This is a genomic window from Bordetella genomosp. 9, from assembly GCF_002119725.1.
In the GTDB taxonomy this organism is placed as follows: domain Bacteria; phylum Pseudomonadota; class Gammaproteobacteria; order Burkholderiales; family Burkholderiaceae_B; genus Bordetella_C.
In genome coordinates, this window is sequence record NZ_CP021109.1 from 1,676,198 (window position 1) to 1,695,614 (window position 19,417).

General features: G+C 63.4%; 12 protein-coding genes, 2 tRNA genes and 2 rRNA genes. 11 read left to right on the top strand and 5 right to left on the bottom strand.

Features of this window, described 5'->3' with window-relative positions; genetic code table 11:
* Position 1 precedes the first annotated feature (1 nt).
* From boxB to CAL13_RS07770, 5 genes are all read left to right on the top strand, one after another.
* Entirely contained in the window at positions 2-1,429 is a 1,428-nt protein-coding gene (boxB, locus tag CAL13_RS07750; RefSeq protein ID WP_086072002.1) for a benzoyl-CoA 2,3-epoxidase subunit BoxB, read from the top strand.
* Between the two features lie 163 nt (positions 1,430-1,592).
* Positions 1,593-2,933, top strand: coding sequence for a benzoyl-CoA 2,3-epoxidase subunit BoxA (gene boxA / locus CAL13_RS07755; protein WP_086072003.1), 1,341 nt, complete (start codon positions 1,593-1,595; stop codon positions 2,931-2,933).
* 508 nt (positions 2,934-3,441) lie between these two features.
* On the top strand, positions 3,442-4,506 hold the full coding sequence (locus tag CAL13_RS07760; RefSeq protein WP_086056896.1) for a glycosyltransferase family 4 protein: 1,065 nt from the start codon (positions 3,442-3,444) through the stop codon (positions 4,504-4,506).
* Positions 4,503-6,665, top strand: a complete 2,163-nt coding sequence (locus CAL13_RS07765) for an amylo-alpha-1,6-glucosidase (protein ID WP_086072004.1) — start codon at positions 4,503-4,505, stop codon at positions 6,663-6,665. The genes CAL13_RS07760 and CAL13_RS07765 overlap by 4 nt, the downstream gene beginning before the upstream one ends.
* Before the next feature lie 28 nt (positions 6,666-6,693).
* Entirely contained in the window at positions 6,694-7,422 is a 729-nt protein-coding gene (locus CAL13_RS07770) for a polysaccharide deacetylase family protein (protein WP_086072005.1), read from the top strand.
* Positions 7,423-7,432: 10 nt separating this feature from the next.
* On the opposite strand, the gene CAL13_RS07775 is transcribed toward CAL13_RS07770, so the two are convergent.
* The 3 genes from CAL13_RS07775 to CAL13_RS07785 are packed head-to-tail and all read right to left on the bottom strand — an operon-like array spanning position 7,433 to position 9,587.
* Positions 7,433-7,774 carry a zinc/iron-chelating domain-containing protein gene (locus CAL13_RS07775; protein ID WP_086072006.1) on the bottom strand — a complete coding sequence of 114 codons (342 nt, stop codon included), beginning with the start codon at positions 7,772-7,774 and terminating at the stop codon, positions 7,433-7,435.
* Between the two features lie 26 nt (positions 7,775-7,800).
* Positions 7,801-8,565, bottom strand: a complete 765-nt coding sequence (locus CAL13_RS07780) for a YdcF family protein (RefSeq protein WP_086056900.1) — start codon at positions 8,563-8,565, stop codon at positions 7,801-7,803.
* Positions 8,566-8,579: 14 nt separating this feature from the next.
* Positions 8,580-9,587, bottom strand: coding sequence for a glycosyltransferase family 9 protein (locus CAL13_RS07785; protein WP_086072007.1), 1,008 nt, complete (start codon positions 9,585-9,587; stop codon positions 8,580-8,582).
* A gap of 126 nt (positions 9,588-9,713) precedes the next feature.
* On the opposite strand from CAL13_RS07785, the gene msbA reads away from it, so the two are divergent.
* Both msbA and CAL13_RS07795 read left to right on the top strand, forming a co-directional pair.
* Entirely contained in the window at positions 9,714-11,492 is a 1,779-nt protein-coding gene (gene msbA / locus CAL13_RS07790; RefSeq protein WP_086072008.1) for a lipid A export permease/ATP-binding protein MsbA, read from the top strand.
* A 75-nt stretch (positions 11,493-11,567) separates the two neighbouring features.
* Positions 11,568-12,119, top strand: coding sequence for a DUF924 family protein (locus CAL13_RS07795; protein ID WP_086072009.1), 552 nt, complete (start codon positions 11,568-11,570; stop codon positions 12,117-12,119).
* 48 nt (positions 12,120-12,167) lie between these two features.
* Here the strand turns inward: CAL13_RS07795 and rng are convergent, their stop codons facing one another.
* Together rng and CAL13_RS21175 are read right to left on the bottom strand one after the other, a co-directional pair.
* The gene (rng, locus tag CAL13_RS07800; protein WP_086056904.1) at positions 12,168-13,652 is read right to left on the bottom strand and encodes a ribonuclease G; all 1,485 of its coding nucleotides are present in this window, start codon (positions 13,650-13,652) and stop codon (positions 12,168-12,170) included.
* A gap of 252 nt (positions 13,653-13,904) precedes the next feature.
* Complete coding sequence (locus tag CAL13_RS21175) at positions 13,905-14,180, bottom strand: hypothetical protein (RefSeq protein WP_157664821.1); 276 nt, start codon at positions 14,178-14,180, stop codon at positions 13,905-13,907.
* Between the two features lie 193 nt (positions 14,181-14,373).
* Between CAL13_RS21175 and CAL13_RS07805 the strand changes: the two genes are divergently transcribed.
* From CAL13_RS07805 to CAL13_RS07820, 4 genes are all read left to right on the top strand, one after another.
* A 16S ribosomal RNA gene (locus tag CAL13_RS07805) occupies positions 14,374-15,904 on the top strand.
* Positions 15,905-16,034: 130 nt separating this feature from the next.
* A tRNA-Ile gene (locus CAL13_RS07810) sits at positions 16,035-16,111 on the top strand.
* A 9-nt stretch (positions 16,112-16,120) separates the two neighbouring features.
* Positions 16,121-16,196, top strand: a tRNA-Ala gene (locus CAL13_RS07815).
* 335 nt (positions 16,197-16,531) lie between these two features.
* Positions 16,532-19,413: ribosomal RNA gene (locus tag CAL13_RS07820) — 23S ribosomal RNA — on the top strand.
* The 16S and 23S rRNA genes sit together here with 2 tRNA genes alongside, the layout of an rRNA operon.
* Positions 19,414-19,417: the final 4 nt, after the last annotated feature.

The window sequence follows — 19,417 nt, forward strand, 5'->3', positions numbered from 1 at the left end:
CATGTCAGGCGTCAATTATTCCGACAAGATACCCAACAACGTCAATCTTTCCGGGGACCGCGCGCTGCAGCGCGCCCTGGAACACTGGCAGCCCAATTACCTGCAGTGGTGGCGCGACATGGGCCCCGATGGGGCGCACAACCACGATGTCTACCTGCGCACCGCGGTCAGCGTCGAGCCGGATGGCTGGGCCCATTTCGATTACGTCAAGATGCCCGACTACCGCTGGGGCATCTTCCTGACGCCGCAGGACGGCCAGCGCAAAATCCACTTCGGCGAGAACCTGGGACGCGACGTGTGGCAGGACGTGCCCGGCGAACACCGCGCCAATCTTCGCCGCATCATCGTCACCCAGGGCGACACCGAACCCGCATCGATCGAGCAGCAGCGCCATCTCGGATTGACCGCGCCGTCGCAGTACGACCTGCGCAATCTGTTCCAGATCAATGTGGAGGAAGGGCGGCACCTGTGGGCCATGGTGTACCTGCTGCACCGCTACTTCGGCCGGGATGGCCGCGAGGAGGCCGACGCGCTGCTGCAGCGCACGTCCGGCGACGCCGACAATCCGCGCATTCTCGGCGCCTTTAACGAAAAGACGCCGGACTGGCTGTCCTTTTACATGTTCACCTACTTCACCGACCGCGACGGCAAGTTCCAGCTGTGCGCGCTGGCGGAGTCCGGCTTCGACCCCCTGGCCCGCACGACGAAGTTCATGCTGACGGAGGAAGCGCACCATATGTTCGTGGGCGAGTCCGGCGTGTCGCGCATCATCCAGCGCACCTGCCAGGTGATGAACGAACTGAAGACCGATGATCCCGCGGCCGTGCGCGCGGCCGGGGTGATCGACCTGCCCACCATCCAGCGTTACCTGAACTTCCACTACAGCGTCACCATCGACCTGTTCGGCGCCGACCAGTCCTCGAACGCGGCGATTTTCTACAGCGCCGGGCTGAAAGGGCGCTACGAGGAGGGCAAGCGCCAGGACGACCATCAGCTCAAGCATGACAGCTATCGCATCCTGGCGGTGGAAGGCGGCAAGCTGCGCGAAGTCGAAGTGCCGATGCTGAACGCGCTGAACGAAGTCTTGCGGGATGACTTCATCCGCGACTCCGTGGCGGGGGTAAGCCGCTGGAACAAGGTCATTGAAAAAAGCGGCATTCCGTTCCGCCTGACCGTTCCTCACAAGGCCTTCAACCGCCAGATCGGCACGCTGGCCGGCGTCAAGGTCTCGCCGGACGGTGAAATCGTCGACGACGCACGCTGGCAGGCCGGGCTTGCGCACTGGCTGCCCACCGACGAAGACCGCGCCTTCGTCGCCTCCCTGATGGGCCGCGTGACGGAGCCGGGCCGCTTCGCCAACTGGATCGCGCCGCCCGTCATGGGCGTGAACCGCCAGCCCGTCGATTTCGAATACGTACGCTTCAACTAGGGTCTGTCAACGCCAGAAGGAGCCCCCGCATGAGTACGCAAACAGGCGCCCGGCAAGGCGCGAAGCGTAGACATAGTGGTGCCATGGCGGGCGTTCGCAACGCGGCCAGACGCCTTCCAGCGTTGACACGCCCTGGGCTGCAGTCCGCACTCCCGGTGTCACCATGAACGCGCCTCTGCCCGCCACGCTTTTGAAGCAGCACCTGATCGATCCGGAGATCTGCATCCGCTGCAATACCTGCGAGGAAACCTGTCCCATCGATGCGATCACGCACGACGCCAACAACTACGTGGTCAATCCGGACATCTGCAACGGCTGCATGGCGTGCGTGCCGCCTTGCCCGACCGGCTCCATCGACAACTGGCGCGTCGTCGCGCGTGAACACGCGTACGGCGTGGAGGCGCAGTTCGGCTGGGATGCCTTGCCTGCGCAGGAGCCGGTCGAGGCGCTTCTGGCCGCCGCGGCAGCGGCCGACGTCGGGACGCCCGCGGCGAATGCGACCGCTTGCGTGGACGCGGCGTCCGGATTCGCCGGCGCGCTGGATGCGGACGTCCCCCCCGGCACGATGGAGGCGGCCGTCGGCAACGCGGGCGCGCAGGCCACGGCGGCCGATGTTACGCCCGCGCGCGGCGCCATCGTGCCGCCCTGGTCGGCGGCCCACCCTTACGTCAATCTCTACACGCACAAAGACCCCGTCATCGCCACCGTCGTCGGCAATTACCGCGTGACCGACGACGACGCGGAGAGCGACGTGCGCCACATCGTGCTGGACTTCGGCGAGTCGCCGTTCCCGGTCCTGGAGGGCCAGTCCATCGGCATCCTGCCGCCCGGCGTGGACGCGCGTGGCCGGCCGCACCACGCCCGCCAGTATTCCGTCGCCAGCCCCCGCGACGGCGAACGTCCCGGCTACAACAACCTGTCCCTGACCGTGAAGCGGGTCGTGGGCGGCCGGGACGGCAACACCCATGACGGGCTCTGTTCCAACTACCTTTGCGACCTGGAACGGCACGATACCGTGCGGGTGATCGGCCCCTTCGGCAGCACCTTCCTGATGCCCGGCCGGCCGGGCGCCAATCTGCTGATGATCTGCACCGGCACCGGTTCGGCGCCGATGCGCGCCATGACCGAGCGCTGCCGGCGTCGCATCGGCGGCGGGGAGAACGGCACCCTGATGCTGTTCTTCGGCGCGCGCACGCGCCGCGAACTGCCGTACTTCGGTCCCCTGATGAAGCTGCCGCGCGATTTCATCGACATCAACCTGGCCTTGTCGCGCGAACCAGGCCAGCCGCGGCGCTATGTGCAGGACCTGATCGTGGAGCGCGCGGACGACGTGCGGGCGCTGCTGAACGACGACAGGACCTGCATCTATGTGTGTGGCCTGAAGGGCATGGAAGCCGGCGTGCTGGACGCGCTGCGCCAGGTCGTCGTGCAGGCCGGCCAGGATTGGACTGTCCTGCACCAGGCCTTGTGCCGGCAAGGCCGGCTGCATTTCGAGACGTATTGACGCGCCCGGGCCCGTCTGGCGCGTTCGGGCAGGTCTTGAAAACCATGGGACCCGATCCTATTCTAGGGAGGCTTCGGCTTCCCGCCATGAATGCCGACGCTTGGTCTCTCGTCCTGTCGCAGTTCGTGGAGATATTCGTGATGTATCGGTTCCCGTACGCGTTTGATGCATTCGCCATACCGGGTCTTCTACAACGCGAATGCCTGTCAGCACCGGCCCTGCAGGGCCGCCGAGCGCCGTGTCTGCCCGCAGCGGCGCTGCCTCCCGACCACCCGCCCGATGGCCGCACGCGATCACCGCGGCCGTGCCGCGAGGCATCGCGGGCGGCCCTGTAGCCATCAAGGTCGTCTTTAAACACTGAACCCCTGAGCATCCCGTCCGGCGCGTTCCGGGGCGCGTTGCTGCGCTCGCGGCCGGCAGGCTGTCGCGCACACGCCTGGCCGTGTGCCGCGCATTGCGCCGCGCCTGAATACCGGAAACCGCCGGGCGGAAAACCGAGAGGAAAAGAATGAGGATTGCGCAGATCGCCCCCTTGTACGAAGCCGTGCCGCCCCGTCTTTACGGCGGCACCGAACGGGTCGTCGCCCACCTGACCGAAGCCCTGGTCGAACAAGGGCACGACGTGACGCTGTTCGCCGCCGCCGATGCCCGCACCAGCGCCCGCCTGGCGCCCATGCGGGAGCGGTCCCTGCGGCTGGACCCGCAGGCGCTGAAGTCGGATGTGGCCGCCCATCTGGGCATGCTGCACGCGCTGCGCGATCGCGCGGACGAATTCGATGTCCTGCATTTCCATATCGATCTGCTCCACTTCCCGTTCTTCGAGCATATCGCCGGGCGCACGCTGACCACGTTGCACGGCCGGCTGGACTTGGCCGATCTGCCCCAGGCTTACCGGCGCTGGTCCGCCTATCCGCTCGTATCCATCTCGGATCACCAGCGCACACCGCTGCGGGAAGCGAACTGGATGGCGACCGTCCCCCATGGGCTCGATCCGCGCGGCTACCGGTTCGCCCGCGAACCGGCGGGCGGCTATCTGGCGTTCCTGGGCCGGATCTCTCCCGAAAAACGGCCGGACCGCGCCATCCGTATCGCGCGCGAGGCAGGCATCCCGCTGAAGATCGCGGCCAAGGTGGACAACGCCGACCGCGACTACTTCGAACAGACCATCCGCCCGCTGCTGGACGGCCCCGGCGTGGAGTTCATCGGAGAAATCGGCGACGCGACCAAGAGCGATTTTCTTGGCAATGCGCGCGCCTTGCTGTTCCCGATCGACTGGCCGGAGCCTTTCGGCCTCGTCATGATCGAAGCCATGGCCTGCGGCACACCGGTCATCGCGTGGAATCACGGGTCGGTGCCTGAAGTGGTCGATGATGGCGTCACGGGCTTCGTTGTGGATGACATTCCGCAGGCCGTCGAAGCGGTGTCGCGCGCCCATATGCTCGATCGGGCCCTGATACGGCGTGTCTTCGAGCAGCAGTTCACCGCCCAGGCCATGGCCAACCGGTACGTTCAGTTGTACATGCGCCTGGCGCGCCAGGACCGGGTCAGCATGATGGAAAGCGAGGCGGCATGAACACTCCCACCCTGGCGCCGGGCGATACCGGCGCGACCGGAAGCGACATCATCGAGCCGCGTTCGCCGCAGCGTCTTTTCGTGCTGAAGGAAGGCGACACTTTCCTGGTCGCGGACGCGTTCGGGGACGTGACCGGCGAAGGCGACGGCCTGTTCCACGACGATACCCGCCTGCTGTCGACCTTCCGGCTGCGGCTGGCGGACCGGCAGCCCTCGCTGCTGTCCAGCGCGGTCAGCCAGGACAACGCCTTCTTCACCGCGAACCTGACGAACCGCCCCTTGCCGCCCCTGGGCGGCGCATCGACCCCGGAAGGTGTCATCCATGTGGAGCGCCGCCGGTTCCTCTGGCAGGGCCGGCTGTTCGAGCGGATCACCCTTGTCAACTATGGGGAGCGGGTTGCGCGGGTGCCCCTGTCGCTGCATTACGGCGCCGATTTTCGCGACATGTTCGAGGTCCGGGGCCAGCAGCGGCCGCGGCGCGGTGAATTCCACGTCGGCCACGTCGGCGCCCGGGACGTAGAGTTGTGCTACCGCGGTCTGGACGACCGCTGGCGTAGGCTCGTCATCGCGTTTTCGGAAGTGCCGGCGCGCATCTCGGCGGACCAGGCCCATTTCGACGTCACGCTGGGCGAGCGGCAGCACTGGGAGCTTTACGTCGAAGCCGGCGGCGACGCGGCGGCGTGCGGGCGGACCCGCTGGCGCGCGGCGGCGGCCCAGGCCAGGCGCAGTTTGCGCGTGCGGCGGCGGCGGGGCGCGGCATTGCATGCGTCCAGCCGCCTGTTCCAGGCATGGGTGGACAAGTCGGCCGCCGATCTCGCGTTGCTGACGACCGAACTCCCTACCGGGCCTTACCCCTATGCGGGCATCCCGTGGTTTTCGACGCCGTTCGGGCGGGACGCCATCGTGACCGCTTTGCAGACCTTGTGGCTGGATCCGGCGCTTGCGCGCGGCGTGCTGGCCTTTCTCTCGCGCAACCAGGCGCACGAGACGTCCACCTTCCGCGATGCCGAGCCGGGCAAGATCATGCATGAGACCCGAAAGGGCGAGATGGCGGCGGCCAATGAGCTGCCTTTCGGCAGATACTACGGAGGCGTCGATACCACGCCCCTGTTCATCATGCTTGCGGGCGCCTATGCGGAAAGGACGGGCGACCTCGCTTTCATCGGCTCGATCTGGCCCGCGCTGTTGTCGGCGGCCAATTGGATCGAGGACAACGCCGCCCGGCACGGTACCGGCTTTCTCAGTTACGCCCGTGGCGAGGAGTCCGGCTTGGCGAACCAGGGCTGGAAGGACAGCCACGATTCCGTCTTCCACGCCGACGGCAGTACGCCGCGGGGTCCCATCGCCCTGATCGAAGTCCAGGGCTATGCCTACGCGGCGTACCGAGGCTTGGCCGCGCTGGCGCGCGCGCGGGGCGAGGAGGGGCGAGCCCAGGGCTGGGAGCGCCGCGCCGACGCTTTGCGCCAGGCCGTGGAGCAGCACTTCTGGCAGGACGACATGCAGTTCTACGCGCTGGCGCTCGATGGCGAGGGGCGGCCGTGCCGCGTGCGGGCTTCCAACGCGGGACATCTTCTCTATACCGGGCTGCCATCGCCCGTCCGGGCGCAAGCGGTGGCGCGGCAACTGCTGTCCAAGTCCTTCCGCACGGGCTGGGGCATTCGCACGCTGGCCGTGGAGGCGCCGCGCTACAACCCCATGTCCTACCACAATGGATCCGTATGGCCGCACGACGTCGCCCTCTGCGCGGCGGGGATGGCGCGTTACGGACTGCGCGACGGCGCCGCGCAACTGCTCGATGCGATGTTCGAGGGCGCGTCCTACTTCGGCATGCGGTTGCCCGAACTGTTCTGCGGTTTCGAGCGTGGCGCCGGCGAGGCGCCCATCGCGTATCCCGTCGCGTGCCTGCCGCAGGCATGGGCGGCCGGCTCCGTCTTCATGCTCCTGCAGGCCTGCCTGGGCCTGCGCGTGGATGGGCCGCGGCATCGTGTGATCATCGAACAGCCGCGGCTGCCGCACGGCATGGAAACCCTGCGGATCGCGCGCCTGGCCGTCGGCGGCCAGTTGCTGGATTTCACCTTCCAGCGTTTGCAGGACCGGGTGGTGGCGTTCGTGCGGCAGAACGGCGACGCGCCGCGCGTCCGTGTGGACCTCAGGCTGTAGCGGCGGACCGGCTCGTATAATCGCGCGCATGTCGATCCCCATACTCATGTATCACCAGGTCGGTGCGCTGGCGCCGCGCGGCACGCCGTTTCGCGGGCTGACGGTGGACACGGCCAGCTTCCGCCGCCAGATGACGTGGATGCACCGCCTGGGCTACCTGGGGCTGTCGATGCGCGACCTCATGCCGTATCTGCGCGGCGAACGCAGCGGCAAGGTCTTCGGCATCACGTTCGATGACGGTTTTCGCAACGTGCACGACAACGCGATGCCGGTCCTCGCCGACCTGGGATTCACCGCCACCAATTATTTCGTCGCCCGCCAGTTGGGCGGCAGCAATGTGTGGGACCATGCGCACGGCGTGCCGTCGTCCCCGCTGATGACGGTCGCCGAAATGCGCGAATGGGCCGCGGCCGGCAACGAGGTGGGGTCCCACACCCTGGACCACGTTCATCTTCCGCTGCTGGACCCGGCCGAGGCGCGCCGCCAGATTGCCGGTTCGCGCCAGGCGCTCGAAGACGCGATCGGCCAGCCGGTGACGGCGTTTTGCTATCCCTATGGCGAGTTCACCGAAGCGCACATCGGCATGGCGCGTGAGGCGGGCTACGAGAACGCCACGCTGACCAAGCGCGGGCTCGCAAACGGCAATGACGACACGATGGCGCTGCCGCGCGTGCTGGTTGCCGGCTCCACCGGCATCGTCAGCTTTCTGCGCAAGATGCTGACCTCGTACGAGGACCGCAAGCGCCGCAACTGGTAGCAGGCGTCCGCTAACGGTGCGGCGGCATCGCGGCTTGTGTCCCTCTGGGCAAGGAGGCCGCCGGCGCGGTCAGTTTTTCCAATTGCCCCAACCACACCATCGCGTGTTCGCGAGAAGCGCCGCACATTTCCTGGCTGGGCTGCAGCCCGCCGCATACCGCCGGGCGTTCCGGGCGCCCGAACAGCTCACAATCCATGGCCTCGGTCAGGTGCGCGCAGCGTTCGCCGGCCGGCTTGCCCGCGGGCATTTTCGGCAAGGGCGAGGTGATGGAGGGCGCGATGCAGCATGCCCCGCATCCGCGCCGGCACGCCGCGGCGTCGCTGCCAACCTCCGACGGCTGCGACGTCGCCATTGCGCGTGCGGGCGGGGCACTGGCCGTCATATCCATCCCCGCAGCCAGTACACGAAAAGTCCCGTGTACTCCTTGATGATGGAGCGGCTGGCATCGAACGCCCGCTCGTGCGGCAGCCACGGCGAAATGCGAGGAGACTCCGGAAGCACGATCTGCGGCTGGGACGGAGCGGGAATGGCCGTGATGCCCTGCTTGCGGAAGGCGGCCATCGCGCGCGGCATGTGCAGCGCGGACGTGACCAGCAGCACTGTGCGTATGTTGTGCTCCTTCAGCTGGTTTTCGGTCAGGATGGCGTTTTCATAGGTGGTCCGGCTGTCGTTTTCCAGGATCATCGCGCTGCGCGGCACACCTGAAAGGCGCAATGCGTGCGCCATGCCCTCGGCTTCGCTGACGTCGCCGCTCAGCGCGCCGCCGGACAGCACGATTTTGGGCGCGCGTCCCGCGTCGTACAGCTGCTCCGCGGTCCGGAAGCGCCGGATCGCCGTTTCGCGGTCGTAGGGCAGGAACCAGTTCTGGCGGTCATTGGCGATATTGCCGCCCAGCACCACGATCGCGTCTGCGGTCGGCAGTTCGTTCGGCGGCCGATAGGGATAGGCCTGTTCCAGCATGCCGCCCAGCCACAGCGAGGTCGCGGGCAGCGACCAGGCGTAGGCCCACGCCATTCCGGCCAGCGCCACCGCCAAGCCGGTCTTGCGCCAGCGGAACAAGGCCAGCACCAGGCCGATCGCCATCAGGGTCAGGCACAAATAGAGCGGGATGATGAGGTAAGCAAGCAGACTGACGATAGACATACCGTCCCGATTGTTCAGGCCGGCGCCGCCCCTGTCAATTCACGGGATGCCCCGCCGGGCGCGGGCAGGTTCAACAGATTTTCAGCCGTTTGCGCCACTTCCTGCACCGACGGCCAGGCATCCTCGTCCCCCAGGCAGCAGGCGCCGGCCGACCATGGGCCCGTCCGCGCGCGCTGGGTCACTCCGAACAAGGTGATCTGCCGGGCGCCCACAGCCGCCGCTACGTGCGACACCCCCGAATCGTTGCAAACGACCAAAGCAGCGCGCGTGGCGAGGGCGGCAAAGGCGCCCAGCCCCATGGGCGGCAGCAGCAGGGCGTCCGGGGCGTTGGCGCGCGCGGCCTGCGCTTCGGCCGGCGGCGGACACATGACGACCGGCAGGCCCGCGGCCTTCAGTGCGCGCGTCAGGTCGGCGAAGCCCGGCCACACCTTGTTGCGGCCGCGATGCAGCCCCGTCGCCGTCGGCGCGATCAACACGAATGGCCGGTCGCGCAGCCCGGACTTGATCAGGGCGGCGTCGGCGTCGGCGCGATGCGCAGGCGTGAGCGTCAATCCGAGCTCGGGACCAGGATGCGCGTTGCCAGTGGGCAGCGCCCAACGTCCCAACGCCTCGCGCGCCAGGTAGTACCAGGACTGCACGGCATGCAGCGGCCCGGCCGGCTTGTTCACCGGCCATCGCAGCAAGGGGCTGCGGCCATCGTCCCGATAGCCGGCCACCGGCAATCCGGCAAGCCGGAAGACGGCGGCGCTGGAAAGCGAGTCGGGCAGGGCGAGCGCCACGCCGCCCCGTCCGGCGGTCCGCACGTGCGCCCGCACGGCGCCGCGGTCGTGCAGGAACCCGCCGCGCATGGCGATGAAATCGTCCTGGCCGGCCACGCCGGCGAGCAGATCGCGCGCCCAGGGACGTGCGCACAGGACCACCGGCACGCCCGCGGCGCGCAGCAGCCGCAGCGCGGGAAGGCTCATGCAGACATCGCCCACCCAGTTCGGGAGGCGCACGTACAAACGGGTTATCGGCGGCATAGGGAAGGGCGCACGACGGGCGCGACACGGCTTTTCGATTCAAGGGGATGGGGCGGGCCGCCGGCCGTGCAGGGGGCGCGCCGACGGTACAATGCCCCGCACGATTGTATTCAAGCGGGAGATTTCTTGGATTCTGCCACTCGCACCAAGGTGGCCGGCTCCCATCCGGTCAAGGCTGTGCTATGGAAACGTATTTATTCCCGCGTGGGCTCGCACTGGAAGGCGCTGGTGCTCGCCATCCTGCTCATGGCGGGGGCGGCGGGCACCCAGCCCACGCTGGCCGTCATCATGAAGCCGCTGCTGGACGACGGCTTCAGCGGCGCGAAGCCTTATTACGTCTGGGCGATTCCGCTGGCCGTCGTCGGCCTGATTTTCCTGCGCGGCGTGTGCAACTTCTTCAGCGATTACCTGCTGGCCTGGGTCGCGAATAACGTGCTGCGCGGCATACGGCAGGAGATGTTCGACCGGCTGCTGGGCCTGCCGGACGAGCACTTCAAGCGCGGCGATACGGGACGGTTGCTGAACCGCTTCACCATCGATGCTGGCAACGTCACGGGCTACGCCACCGACGTCATCACCGTTCTCGTGCGCGAAAGTCTGGTGGTGGTGGCGCTGATCTGCGTGCTGCTCTATATGTCCTGGGTGCTGACGCTAATCATCCTGGTCATGCTGCCTGTGTCGGTGTCCATCGCCCGCGTGTTCATTCGCCGGCTGCGCAAGATCAACCGCGAGACGGTCAACATGAACGCCGAGCTGACCCGCGTGGTTGGCGAAGGCATCGACGGCCAGCGCGTCATCAAGCTGTTCGACGGTTACGACTACGAGCGGGGCCGCTTCAGCTACGTGAATTCGCGCCTGCGCCGCTTCGCCATGCGCAGCGCCGTCGCCGACGCCGCCATGACGCCGCTGACGCAGGTCTGCATCGCCTTGTCGGTGGGCGGCATCATCGCCGTCGCGCTGGGGCAGGCCAACGCCGGGATGCTCACCGCGGGCAGCTTCGCGGCCTTCATGGCGTCGCTCGCCCAGCTCTTCGATCCCATCAAGCGGCTGACCAATCTGGCGGGAAGGATGCAGCGCATGCTGATTTCCGCCGAAAGCGTTTTCATGCTGATCGACGAAGTGCCCGAGAAGGAAACCGGCCAGCGCACGCTGCCGCAGCCGGTGCGGGGCCGCATCGAATTCGAAGCGGTGTCGCACCGTTTCCCGGACGCCGATCGCGAAACGCTGAGCAAGGTCACTTTCACGGTGCAGCCCGGCGAGACCGTGGCGTTGGTGGGGCGCTCGGGCAGCGGCAAGACGACCCTCGTCAATATGCTGCCGCGCTTCGTCCACCCGACAGGCGGGCGCATCCTCGTCGATGGCATCGATATCCGCGACCTGACGCTGGGCAGCCTGCGATCCCACCTGTCGCTGGTCAGCCAGGACGTGGTCCTGTTCGACGATACGATCGCGGTCAACGTCGGCTATGGCGCGCTGGGACAGGCGAGCGACGAACAGGTGCTGCAGGCGCTGGAGGCAGCCAACCTGAAGGATTTCGTCAATGGCCTGCCCAAGGGAATCCATACGCCGGTCGGAGAAAACGCGGCGCGCCTGTCTGGCGGGCAACGGCAGCGGCTGGCCATCGCTCGGGCGCTCATCAAGAACGCGCCCATCCTCATCCTCGACGAAGCCACCTCGGCGCTGGATAACGAATCCGAGCGTCAGGTGCAGGCGTCGCTGGAAAGGTTGATGAAGGGGCGCACGACGCTGGTGATCGCCCACCGTCTTTCGACGGTACAGAATGCCGACCGCATCGTGGTCCTGGACGACGGCAAGGTCATGGAGCAGGGCCGTCACGAGGAGCTGCTTGCGGCGAACGGCTTGTACGCCAACCTGTACCGGATGCAATTCCGCGAGTCGGAGTAGCCGGGCGCCCGGCCGAAAGGCTGGGCAAGCCGCGGTTTCCGGCCACTTCCCGTTCGACATTCCAAAGGGGCGCCCATGTTCGACGATCTGCCTCCCGACGCCGCCGCCTTGCTCCGGTTCTGGCGCGATGCCGGCCCCGGCAAATGGTTCGCCAAGGACATGGCGTTCGATGCGGAATTTTCGGGGCGGTTCGCGCCCCTGCACTTCGCTGCCGCACGCGGCGAACTTGACGACTGGGCCGACACGCCATACGGGGCCCTGGCTTTGTTGATCCTGCTCGATCAGTTTCCGCGCAACGCCTTTCGCGGCACCGCGCATATGTATGCCACCGACCCGCTGGCGCGGCGTGTAGCGGCGTACGCCGTGGAACGCGGCTGGGACGACCGCATCGAGTCGGATCTGCTGGTATTCATGTATCTGCCGTTCGAGCACTCCGAAGACCCGGCCGATCAGGCGCGCTCGGTGGCGCTTGCGGACAAACTGGACCCGCGCAGCCGGGATTTCGCCATTCTGCACCGGGACATCATTGCCCGCTTCGGTCGCTTTCCGCATCGCAATCGCCATCTGGGGCGCGATAGCACACCTGAAGAGCTGGCTTTCCTGGCCGAGGGCGGCTTCGCGGGCTAACGGGCGCGAAGCGTCGCCGCGGCCGCATCTTTCGCGCCCAGCGGCGGCCTAGATCAGGATGAGGTCGTACTGCTCCTGGGTATAGCTGGCTTCCACTTCCAGCGAAATCTTCTTGCCGACGAAATCGCCCAGCATCGCCAGGTGCTGGCTTTCTTCTTCCAGGAACAGATCCACGACTTCCTGCGAAGCAAGGATGCGGAACTCCTTCGGGTTGAATTGCCGCGCCTCGCGCAGGATTTCCCGCAGGATCTCATAGCAGATAGTGCGCGCGGTACGGACATGACCGCGCGATTGGCAGGTGGGACAGGGTTCGCACAACTGATGCGCCAGCGAGTCCCGCGTCCGCTTGCGCGTCATTTCCACCAGACCGAGCTGGGTGAAGCCGTTCACCGTCATCCGGGTGCGGTCGCGCGCAAGGGCTTTGCGCAGTTCGGCCAGTACCGTTTCGCGATGACCAGCGTCCTCCATATCGATGAAGTCCAGGATCACGATGCCGCCGAGGTTGCGCAACCGTAGCTGGCGCGCGATCGCCTGCGCCGCCTCCAGGTTGGTCTTGAAGATCGTGTCGTCGAAATTGCGTCCGCCGACGAAGCCGCCGGTGTTCACGTCCACGGTGGTCAGCGCTTCGGTCTGATCGATGATCAGGTATCCGCCGGACTTCAGGTCCACCCGGCGCGACAGGGCGCGCTGGATCTCCTCATCCACATTCGCCGTGTCGAACAGCGGGCGTTCCCCGCTGTAATGGCTGATGCGATCGACCACCGAAGGCGTATAGAGGCGAGCCCATTCGATGAGGCTCGCGGTGGTGGTGCGCGAATCCACCCGGATGCTGCCGGTGTGCGGCCCGACCATATCGCGCAGCACCCGCTGCGCCAGCGTCAGGTCCTGATGCAGCACCGCCGGCGCGGGCTGGCTGCGCGCGGCGGCCTGCACGCTTGCCCACAGCTTTCGCAGGTACTCCAGGTCCGCGCGCAGCTCCTCGTCCGTGGATCCCTCCGCCTGCGTGCGAACGATGAATCCGCCTTTTTCGTCCTCGGGCATCAGTGCTTGCAGCCGCTCGCGCAATTGGATGCGCTCGGCTTCCGAGTCGATCTTCTGCGAAATGCCGATGTGCGGGTCGTGGGGCAGATAAACCAGCATGCGGCCCGCCATGCTGATCTGCGTGGAAAGCCGCGCGCCCTTGGTGCCCAGCGGATCCTTGATGACCTGGACCATCAGCGTCTGGCCTTCGAACAGCAGTTTTTCGATGGGCGTCGGCGTGACGCCCTGGCTGCGTTCCGCACGGTTTTCGCGCAGATCTGCGATATGTATGAATGCGGCGCGCTCCAAGCCGATATCGACGAAGGCGCTCTGCATGCCGGGCAACACGCGCACGACGCGGCCGAGATAAATGTTGCCGACGTGCCCGCGCTGGATGCTGCGCTCGACGTGCAGTTCCTGCACCGCGCCCTGTTCGACCACGGCGACGCGGGTTTCGAACGGTGTGACGTTGATGAGGATGTCTTCGAAAACATCGGAAGGGTTGGCGGACATGGCAGCAGACGAAAAGGGGGAGAACGAAACTGACAGGCATGCGGCGGACCACGCCAGGCGGGGCTGCCCATCAGTCGAAGTCTATCCATAAAGCGCCGCCCGGGCGATGCTGACGTTCCGTTGCGGCGGCATCGCGCGCACTGTGCTATAGTCCCGCCCCTTCGCCAAGCGAAGGCGGGAATGAAGAAGCCGACGGCTGCAGTATCGCCGGCCGGTGTGCGCCGCGGCGCGGTCGATAGGCCTCAGCGCGGATCACAAACAAGCAAACATGACGCCGGTTTGACACGCACAAAAAACTTCTTCATAATCTCGTTTCTCTGCTGCTGACACAGCAACGACGCAAACGACGCGACGGAAACGAAGCGACGGCCCGGCAAGCGAAAGCGACCCGGCAAGCGGATGCGGCGAAGTGAGCCAAGGCGTGGTGACACGGCGCGGCGTGTGGTGGTAGAGCTTGTTCTTTAAAAACGAAACAACCGATAAGTGTGGGCGCTTGATAAGACTGAGGCGCACCTGCTTGGCGAGCAAGATGCCGGGACGCGAGTCCTGGGGTTGAGTGAGCCGGGCGGGGCCGAAGAAATCAAGTGCTCACAGAAGTAAGTTTGAATCAGGCAGAGCAATCTGTCTGGGTTCTCACTTCCTTTGAGAGCGCTAAGCGAAAGACGAATCCGGTGGCTGTTCCTGTAATGGGGGTGGCGCGGGATTCGTACGAACAGAGATTGAACTGAAGAGTTTGATCCTGGCTCAGATTGAACGCTGGCGGGATGCCTTACACATGCAAGTCGAACGGCAGCGCGGACTTCGGTCTGGCGGCGAGTGGCGAACGGGTGAGTAATGTATCGGAACGTGCCCAGTAGCGGGGGATAACTACGCGAAAGCGTAGCTAATACCGCATACGCCCTGAGGGGGAAAGCGGGGGATCTTCGGACCTCGCACTATTGGAGCGGCCGATATCGGATTAGCTAGTTGGTGGGGTAACGGCTCACCAAGGCGACGATCCGTAGCTGGTTTGAGAGGACGACCAGCCACACTGGGACTGAGACACGGCCCAGACTCCTACGGGAGGCAGCAGTGGGGAATTTTGGACAATGGGGGCAACCCTGATCCAGCCATCCCGCGTGTGCGATGAAGGCCTTCGGGTTGTAAAGCACTTTTGGCAGGAAAGAAACGGCGCCGGCTAATACCTGGCGCACCTGACGGTACCTGCAGAATAAGCACCGGCTAACTACGTGCCAGCAGCCGCGGTAATACGTAGGGTGCAAGCGTTAATCGGAATTACTGGGCGTAAAGCGTGCGCAGGCGGTTCGGAAAGAAAGATGTGAAATCCCAGGGCTTAACCTTGGAACTGCATTTTTAACTACCGGGCTAGAGTGTGTCAGAGGGGGGTGGAATTCCACGTGTAGCAGTGAAATGCGTAGATATGTGGAGGAACACCGATGGCGAAGGCAGCCCCCTGGGATAACACTGACGCTCATGCACGAAAGCGTGGGGAGCAAACAGGATTAGATACCCTGGTAGTCCACGCCCTAAACGATGTCAACTAGCTGTTGGGGCCTTCGGGCCTTGGTAGCGCAGCTAACGCGTGAAGTTGACCGCCTGGGGAGTACGGTCGCAAGATTAAAACTCAAAGGAATTGACGGGGACCCGCACAAGCGGTGGATGATGTGGATTAATTCGATGCAACGCGAAAAACCTTACCTACCCTTGACATGTCTGGAATCCCGAAGAGATTTGGGAGTGCTCGCAAGAGAACCGGAACACAGGTGCTGCATGGCTGTCGTCAGCTCGTGTCGTGAGATGTTGGGTTAAGTCCCGCAACGAGCGCAACCCTTGTCATTAGTTGCTACGAAAGGGCACTCTAATGAGACTGCCGGTGACAAACCGGAGGAAGGTGGGGATGACGTCAAGTCCTCATGGCCCTTATGGGTAGGGCTTCACACGTCATACAATGGTCGGGACAGAGGGTCGCCAACCCGCGAGGGGGAGCCAATCCCAGAAACCCGATCGTAGTCCGGATCGCAGTCTGCAACTCGACTGCGTGAAGTCGGAATCGCTAGTAATCGCGGATCAGCATGTCGCGGTGAATACGTTCCCGGGTCTTGTACACACCGCCCGTCACACCATGGGAGTGGGTTTTACCAGAAGTAGTTAGCCTAACCGCAAGGAGGGCGATTACCACGGTAGGATTCATGACTGGGGTGAAGTCGTAACAAGGTAGCCGTATCGGAAGGTGCGGCTGGATCACCTCCTTTCAGAGCGCGCGTCTTGGTTTTGCAAGCGGCCACACTTATCGGTTGTTGGATAGACTGGATCGGTGATGCCTTGGGGGCGCGGGTGTTGGTGCGCGTCTTCGGGGGTCAGCAAGCGGATCCGATGCGAATTGGGTCTGTAGCTCAGTCGGTTAGAGCACCGTCTTGATAAGGCGGGGGTCGTTGGTTCGAATCCAACCAGACCCACCAAGTTAGACTGGGGGTGTAGCTCAGCTGGGAGAGCGCCTGCTTTGCAAGCAGGATGTCATCGGTTCGATCCCGTTCACCTCCACCATTTTCCTGGGTTTTTTGCTTGGCGAAGTGGGTTGGACAGTGGTTTGGAAAGGGGATCCGCGTTCGAGAGTCTAACGGTCAGTGCCGCGTGCGGTGTTGAGCGTTGGGTTTTTTGGCCCGACGGTTTATCGGTTTATTCGTTCTTTAACAATCTGGAAGAAGCACAACGAGAAGTATTGGCGGTGCATTGTTGTTTGATGCGCCGTTGGATACGGGTTGTGATTGCATGATTAGTTCAAACTCAAGTGAATTGAGGGTGAACGGCACAAATGCGCAAAGCATCATGTCAGTAGCAAGACGGTTGCTAGGAAGGTTTTATAGCCATTAGCGTTATAGGATCAAGCGACTAAGTGCATATGGTGGATGCCTTGGCGATCACAGGCGATGAAGGACGTTGTAGCCTGCGAAAAGCTGCGGGGAGCTGGCAAACAAGCATTGATCCGCAGATGTCCGAATGGGGAAACCCACTGCCGCAAGGCGGTATCCTGAACTGAATCCATAGGTTCAGGAGGCGAACCGGGTGAACTGAAACATCTCAGTAGCTCGAGGAAAAGAAATCAACCGAGATTCCGAAAGTAGTGGCGAGCGAAATCGGAAGAGCCTTTACGATTTAGCACGCAGGATAGCCGAACGGGATGGAAAGCCCGGCCGTAGCAGGTGATAGCCCTGTAGGCGAAATTCTGTGTGTGGAACTAAGCGTAAGAGAAGTAGGGCGGGACACGTGAAATCCTGTTTGAAGATGGGGGGACCATCCTCCAAGGCTAAATACTCGTGATCGACCGATAGTGAACCAGTACCGTGAGGGAAAGGCGAAAAGAACCCCGGAAGGGGAGTGAAATAGATCCTGAAACCGTATGCATACAAACAGTCGGAGCCTCGCAAGGGGTGACGGCGTACCTTTTGTATAATGGGTCAGCGACTTACATTCAGTGGCGAGCTTAACCGGATAGGGAAGGCGTAGCGAAAGCGAGTCCGAATAGGGCGATTCAGTCGCTGGGTGTAGACCCGAAACCAGATGATCTATCCATGGCCAGGTTGAAGGCACGGTAACACGTGCTGGAGGACCGAACCCACTAGTGTTGAAAAACTAGGGGATGAGCTGTGGATAGGGGTGAAAGGCTAAACAAATCTGGAAATAGCTGGTTCTCTCCGAAAACTATTTAGGTAGTGCCTCAAGTATGACTGCGGGGGGTAGAGCACTGTTATGGCTAGGGGGTCATGGCGACTTACCAAACCATGGCAAACTCCGAATACCCGCAAGTCCAGCTTGGGAGACAGAGCACCGGGTGCTAACGTCCGGACTCAAGAGGGAAACAACCCAGACCGCCAGCTAAGGTCCCCAATTACCGCTAAGTGGGAAACGAAGTGGGAAGGCTTAGACAGTCAGGAGGTTGGCTTAGAAGCAGCCATCCTTTAAAGAAAGCGTAATAGCTCACTGATCGAGTCGTCCTGCGCGGAAGATGTAACGGGGCTAAGCGGTAAACCGAAGCTGCGGGTGTGTACTTTGGTACACGCGGTAGGAGAGCGTTCTGTAAGCCTGTGAAGGTGACTCGTAAGGGTTGCTGGAGGTATCAGAAGTGCGAATGCTGACATGAGTAGCGATAAAGGGGGTGAAAAGCCCCCTCGCCGTAAGTCCAAGGTTTCCTGCGCAACGTTCATCGGCGCAGGGTGAGTCGGCCCCTAAGGCGAGGCAGAGATGCGTAGCTGATGGGAAGCTGGTTAATATTCCAGCACCGTCGTACAGTGCGATGGGGGGACGGATCGCGGAAAATCATCAGGGTGTTGGAAGTCCCTGTTGCTGCATTGGAGAGGGCGCTTAGGCAAATCCGGGCGCGTGACTCAAGGGTGTGGCACGAGCGAGCAAGGCTCGCGAAGTGATTGGAAGGGGTTCCAGGAAAAGCCTCTAAGCTTCAGCTGTACGAGACCGTACCGCAAACCGACACAGGTGGACGGGATGAATATTCCAAGGCGCTTGAGAGAACTCGGGAGAAGGAACTCGGCAAATTGATACCGTAACTTCGGGAGAAGGTATGCCCCGGTAGTGTGAGGCGCCTGCGCGCCGAGCATGATGGGGTCGCAGAGAATCGGTGGCTGCGACTGTTTATTAAAAACACAGCACTCTGCAAAGACGAAAGTCGACGTATAGGGTGTGACGCCTGCCCGGTGCCGGAAGGTTAAGTGATGGGGTGCAAGCTCTTGATCGAAGCCCCGGTAAACGGCGGCCGTAACTATAACGGTCCTAAGGTAGCGAAATTCCTTGTCGGGTAAGTTCCGACCTGCACGAATGGCGTAACGATGGCCACACTGTCTCCTCCCGAGACTCAGCGAAGTTGAAGTGTTTGTGATGATGCAATCTACCCGCGGCTAGACGGAAAGACCCCATGAACCTTTACTGTAGCTTTGCATTGGACTGTGAACCGGCCTGTGTAGGATAGGTGGGAGGCGCGGAAACCGAGTCGCCAGATTCGGTGGAGCCGACCTTGAAATACCACCCTGGTCTGTTTGCGGTTCTAACCTTGGCCCGTTATCCGGGTTGGGGACAGTGCATGGTGGGCAGTTTGACTGGGGCGGTCTCCTCCCAAAGCGTAACGGAGGAGTTCGAAGGTACGCTAGGTACGGTCGGAAATCGTGCTGATAGTGCAATGGCATAAGCGTGCTTGACTGTGAGACTGACAAGTCGAACAGGTGCGAAAGCAGGACATAGTGATCCGGTGGTTCTGAATGGAAGGGCCATCGCTCAACGGATAAAAGGTACTCTGGGGATAACAGGCTGATACCGCCCAAGAGTTCATATCGACGGCGGTGTTTGGCACCTCGATGTCGGCTCATCTCATCCTGGGGCTGTAGCCGGTCCCAAGGGTATGGCTGTTCGCCATTTAAAGAGGTACGTGAGCTGGGTTTAAAACGTCGTGAGACAGTTTGGTCCCTATCTGCCGTGGGCGTTGGATACTTGACGGAGCCTGCTCCTAGTACGAGAGGACCGGAGTGGACGTACCTCTGGTGTACCGGTTGTCATGCCAATGGCATTGCCGGGTAGCTATGTACGGAAGAGATAACCGCTGAAGGCATCTAAGCGGGAAACTCGTCTGAAGATTAGGTATCCCGGGGCCTCGAGCCCCCTGAAGGGTCGTTCAAGACCAGGACGTTGATAGGTCGGGTGTGGAAGCGCAGTAATGCGTTAAGCTAACCGATACTAATTGCCCGTGCGGCTTGATCCTATAA

What these genes read in the sequence shown, in the direction of transcription:
- boxB (WP_086072002.1), top strand. Translation starts at nt 2, where the DNA reads ATGTCAGGCGTCAATTATTCCGACAAGATACCCAACAACGTCAATCTT.
- boxA (WP_086072003.1), top strand. Translation starts at nt 1,593, where the DNA reads ATGAACGCGCCTCTGCCCGCCACGCTTTTGAAGCAGCACCTGATCGAT.
- CAL13_RS07760 (WP_086056896.1), top strand. Translation starts at nt 3,442, where the DNA reads ATGAGGATTGCGCAGATCGCCCCCTTGTACGAAGCCGTGCCGCCCCGT.
- CAL13_RS07765 (WP_086072004.1), top strand. Translation starts at nt 4,503, where the DNA reads ATGAACACTCCCACCCTGGCGCCGGGCGATACCGGCGCGACCGGAAGC.
- CAL13_RS07770 (WP_086072005.1), top strand. Translation starts at nt 6,694, where the DNA reads ATGTCGATCCCCATACTCATGTATCACCAGGTCGGTGCGCTGGCGCCG.
- CAL13_RS07775 (WP_086072006.1), bottom strand. Translation starts at nt 7,774, where the DNA reads ATGGCGACGTCGCAGCCGTCGGAGGTTGGCAGCGACGCCGCGGCGTGC.
- CAL13_RS07780 (WP_086056900.1), bottom strand. Translation starts at nt 8,565, where the DNA reads ATGTCTATCGTCAGTCTGCTTGCTTACCTCATCATCCCGCTCTATTTG.
- CAL13_RS07785 (WP_086072007.1), bottom strand. Translation starts at nt 9,587, where the DNA reads ATGCCGCCGATAACCCGTTTGTACGTGCGCCTCCCGAACTGGGTGGGC.
- CAL13_RS07795 (WP_086072009.1), top strand. Translation starts at nt 11,568, where the DNA reads ATGTTCGACGATCTGCCTCCCGACGCCGCCGCCTTGCTCCGGTTCTGG.
- rng (WP_086056904.1), bottom strand. Translation starts at nt 13,652, where the DNA reads ATGTCCGCCAACCCTTCCGATGTTTTCGAAGACATCCTCATCAACGTC.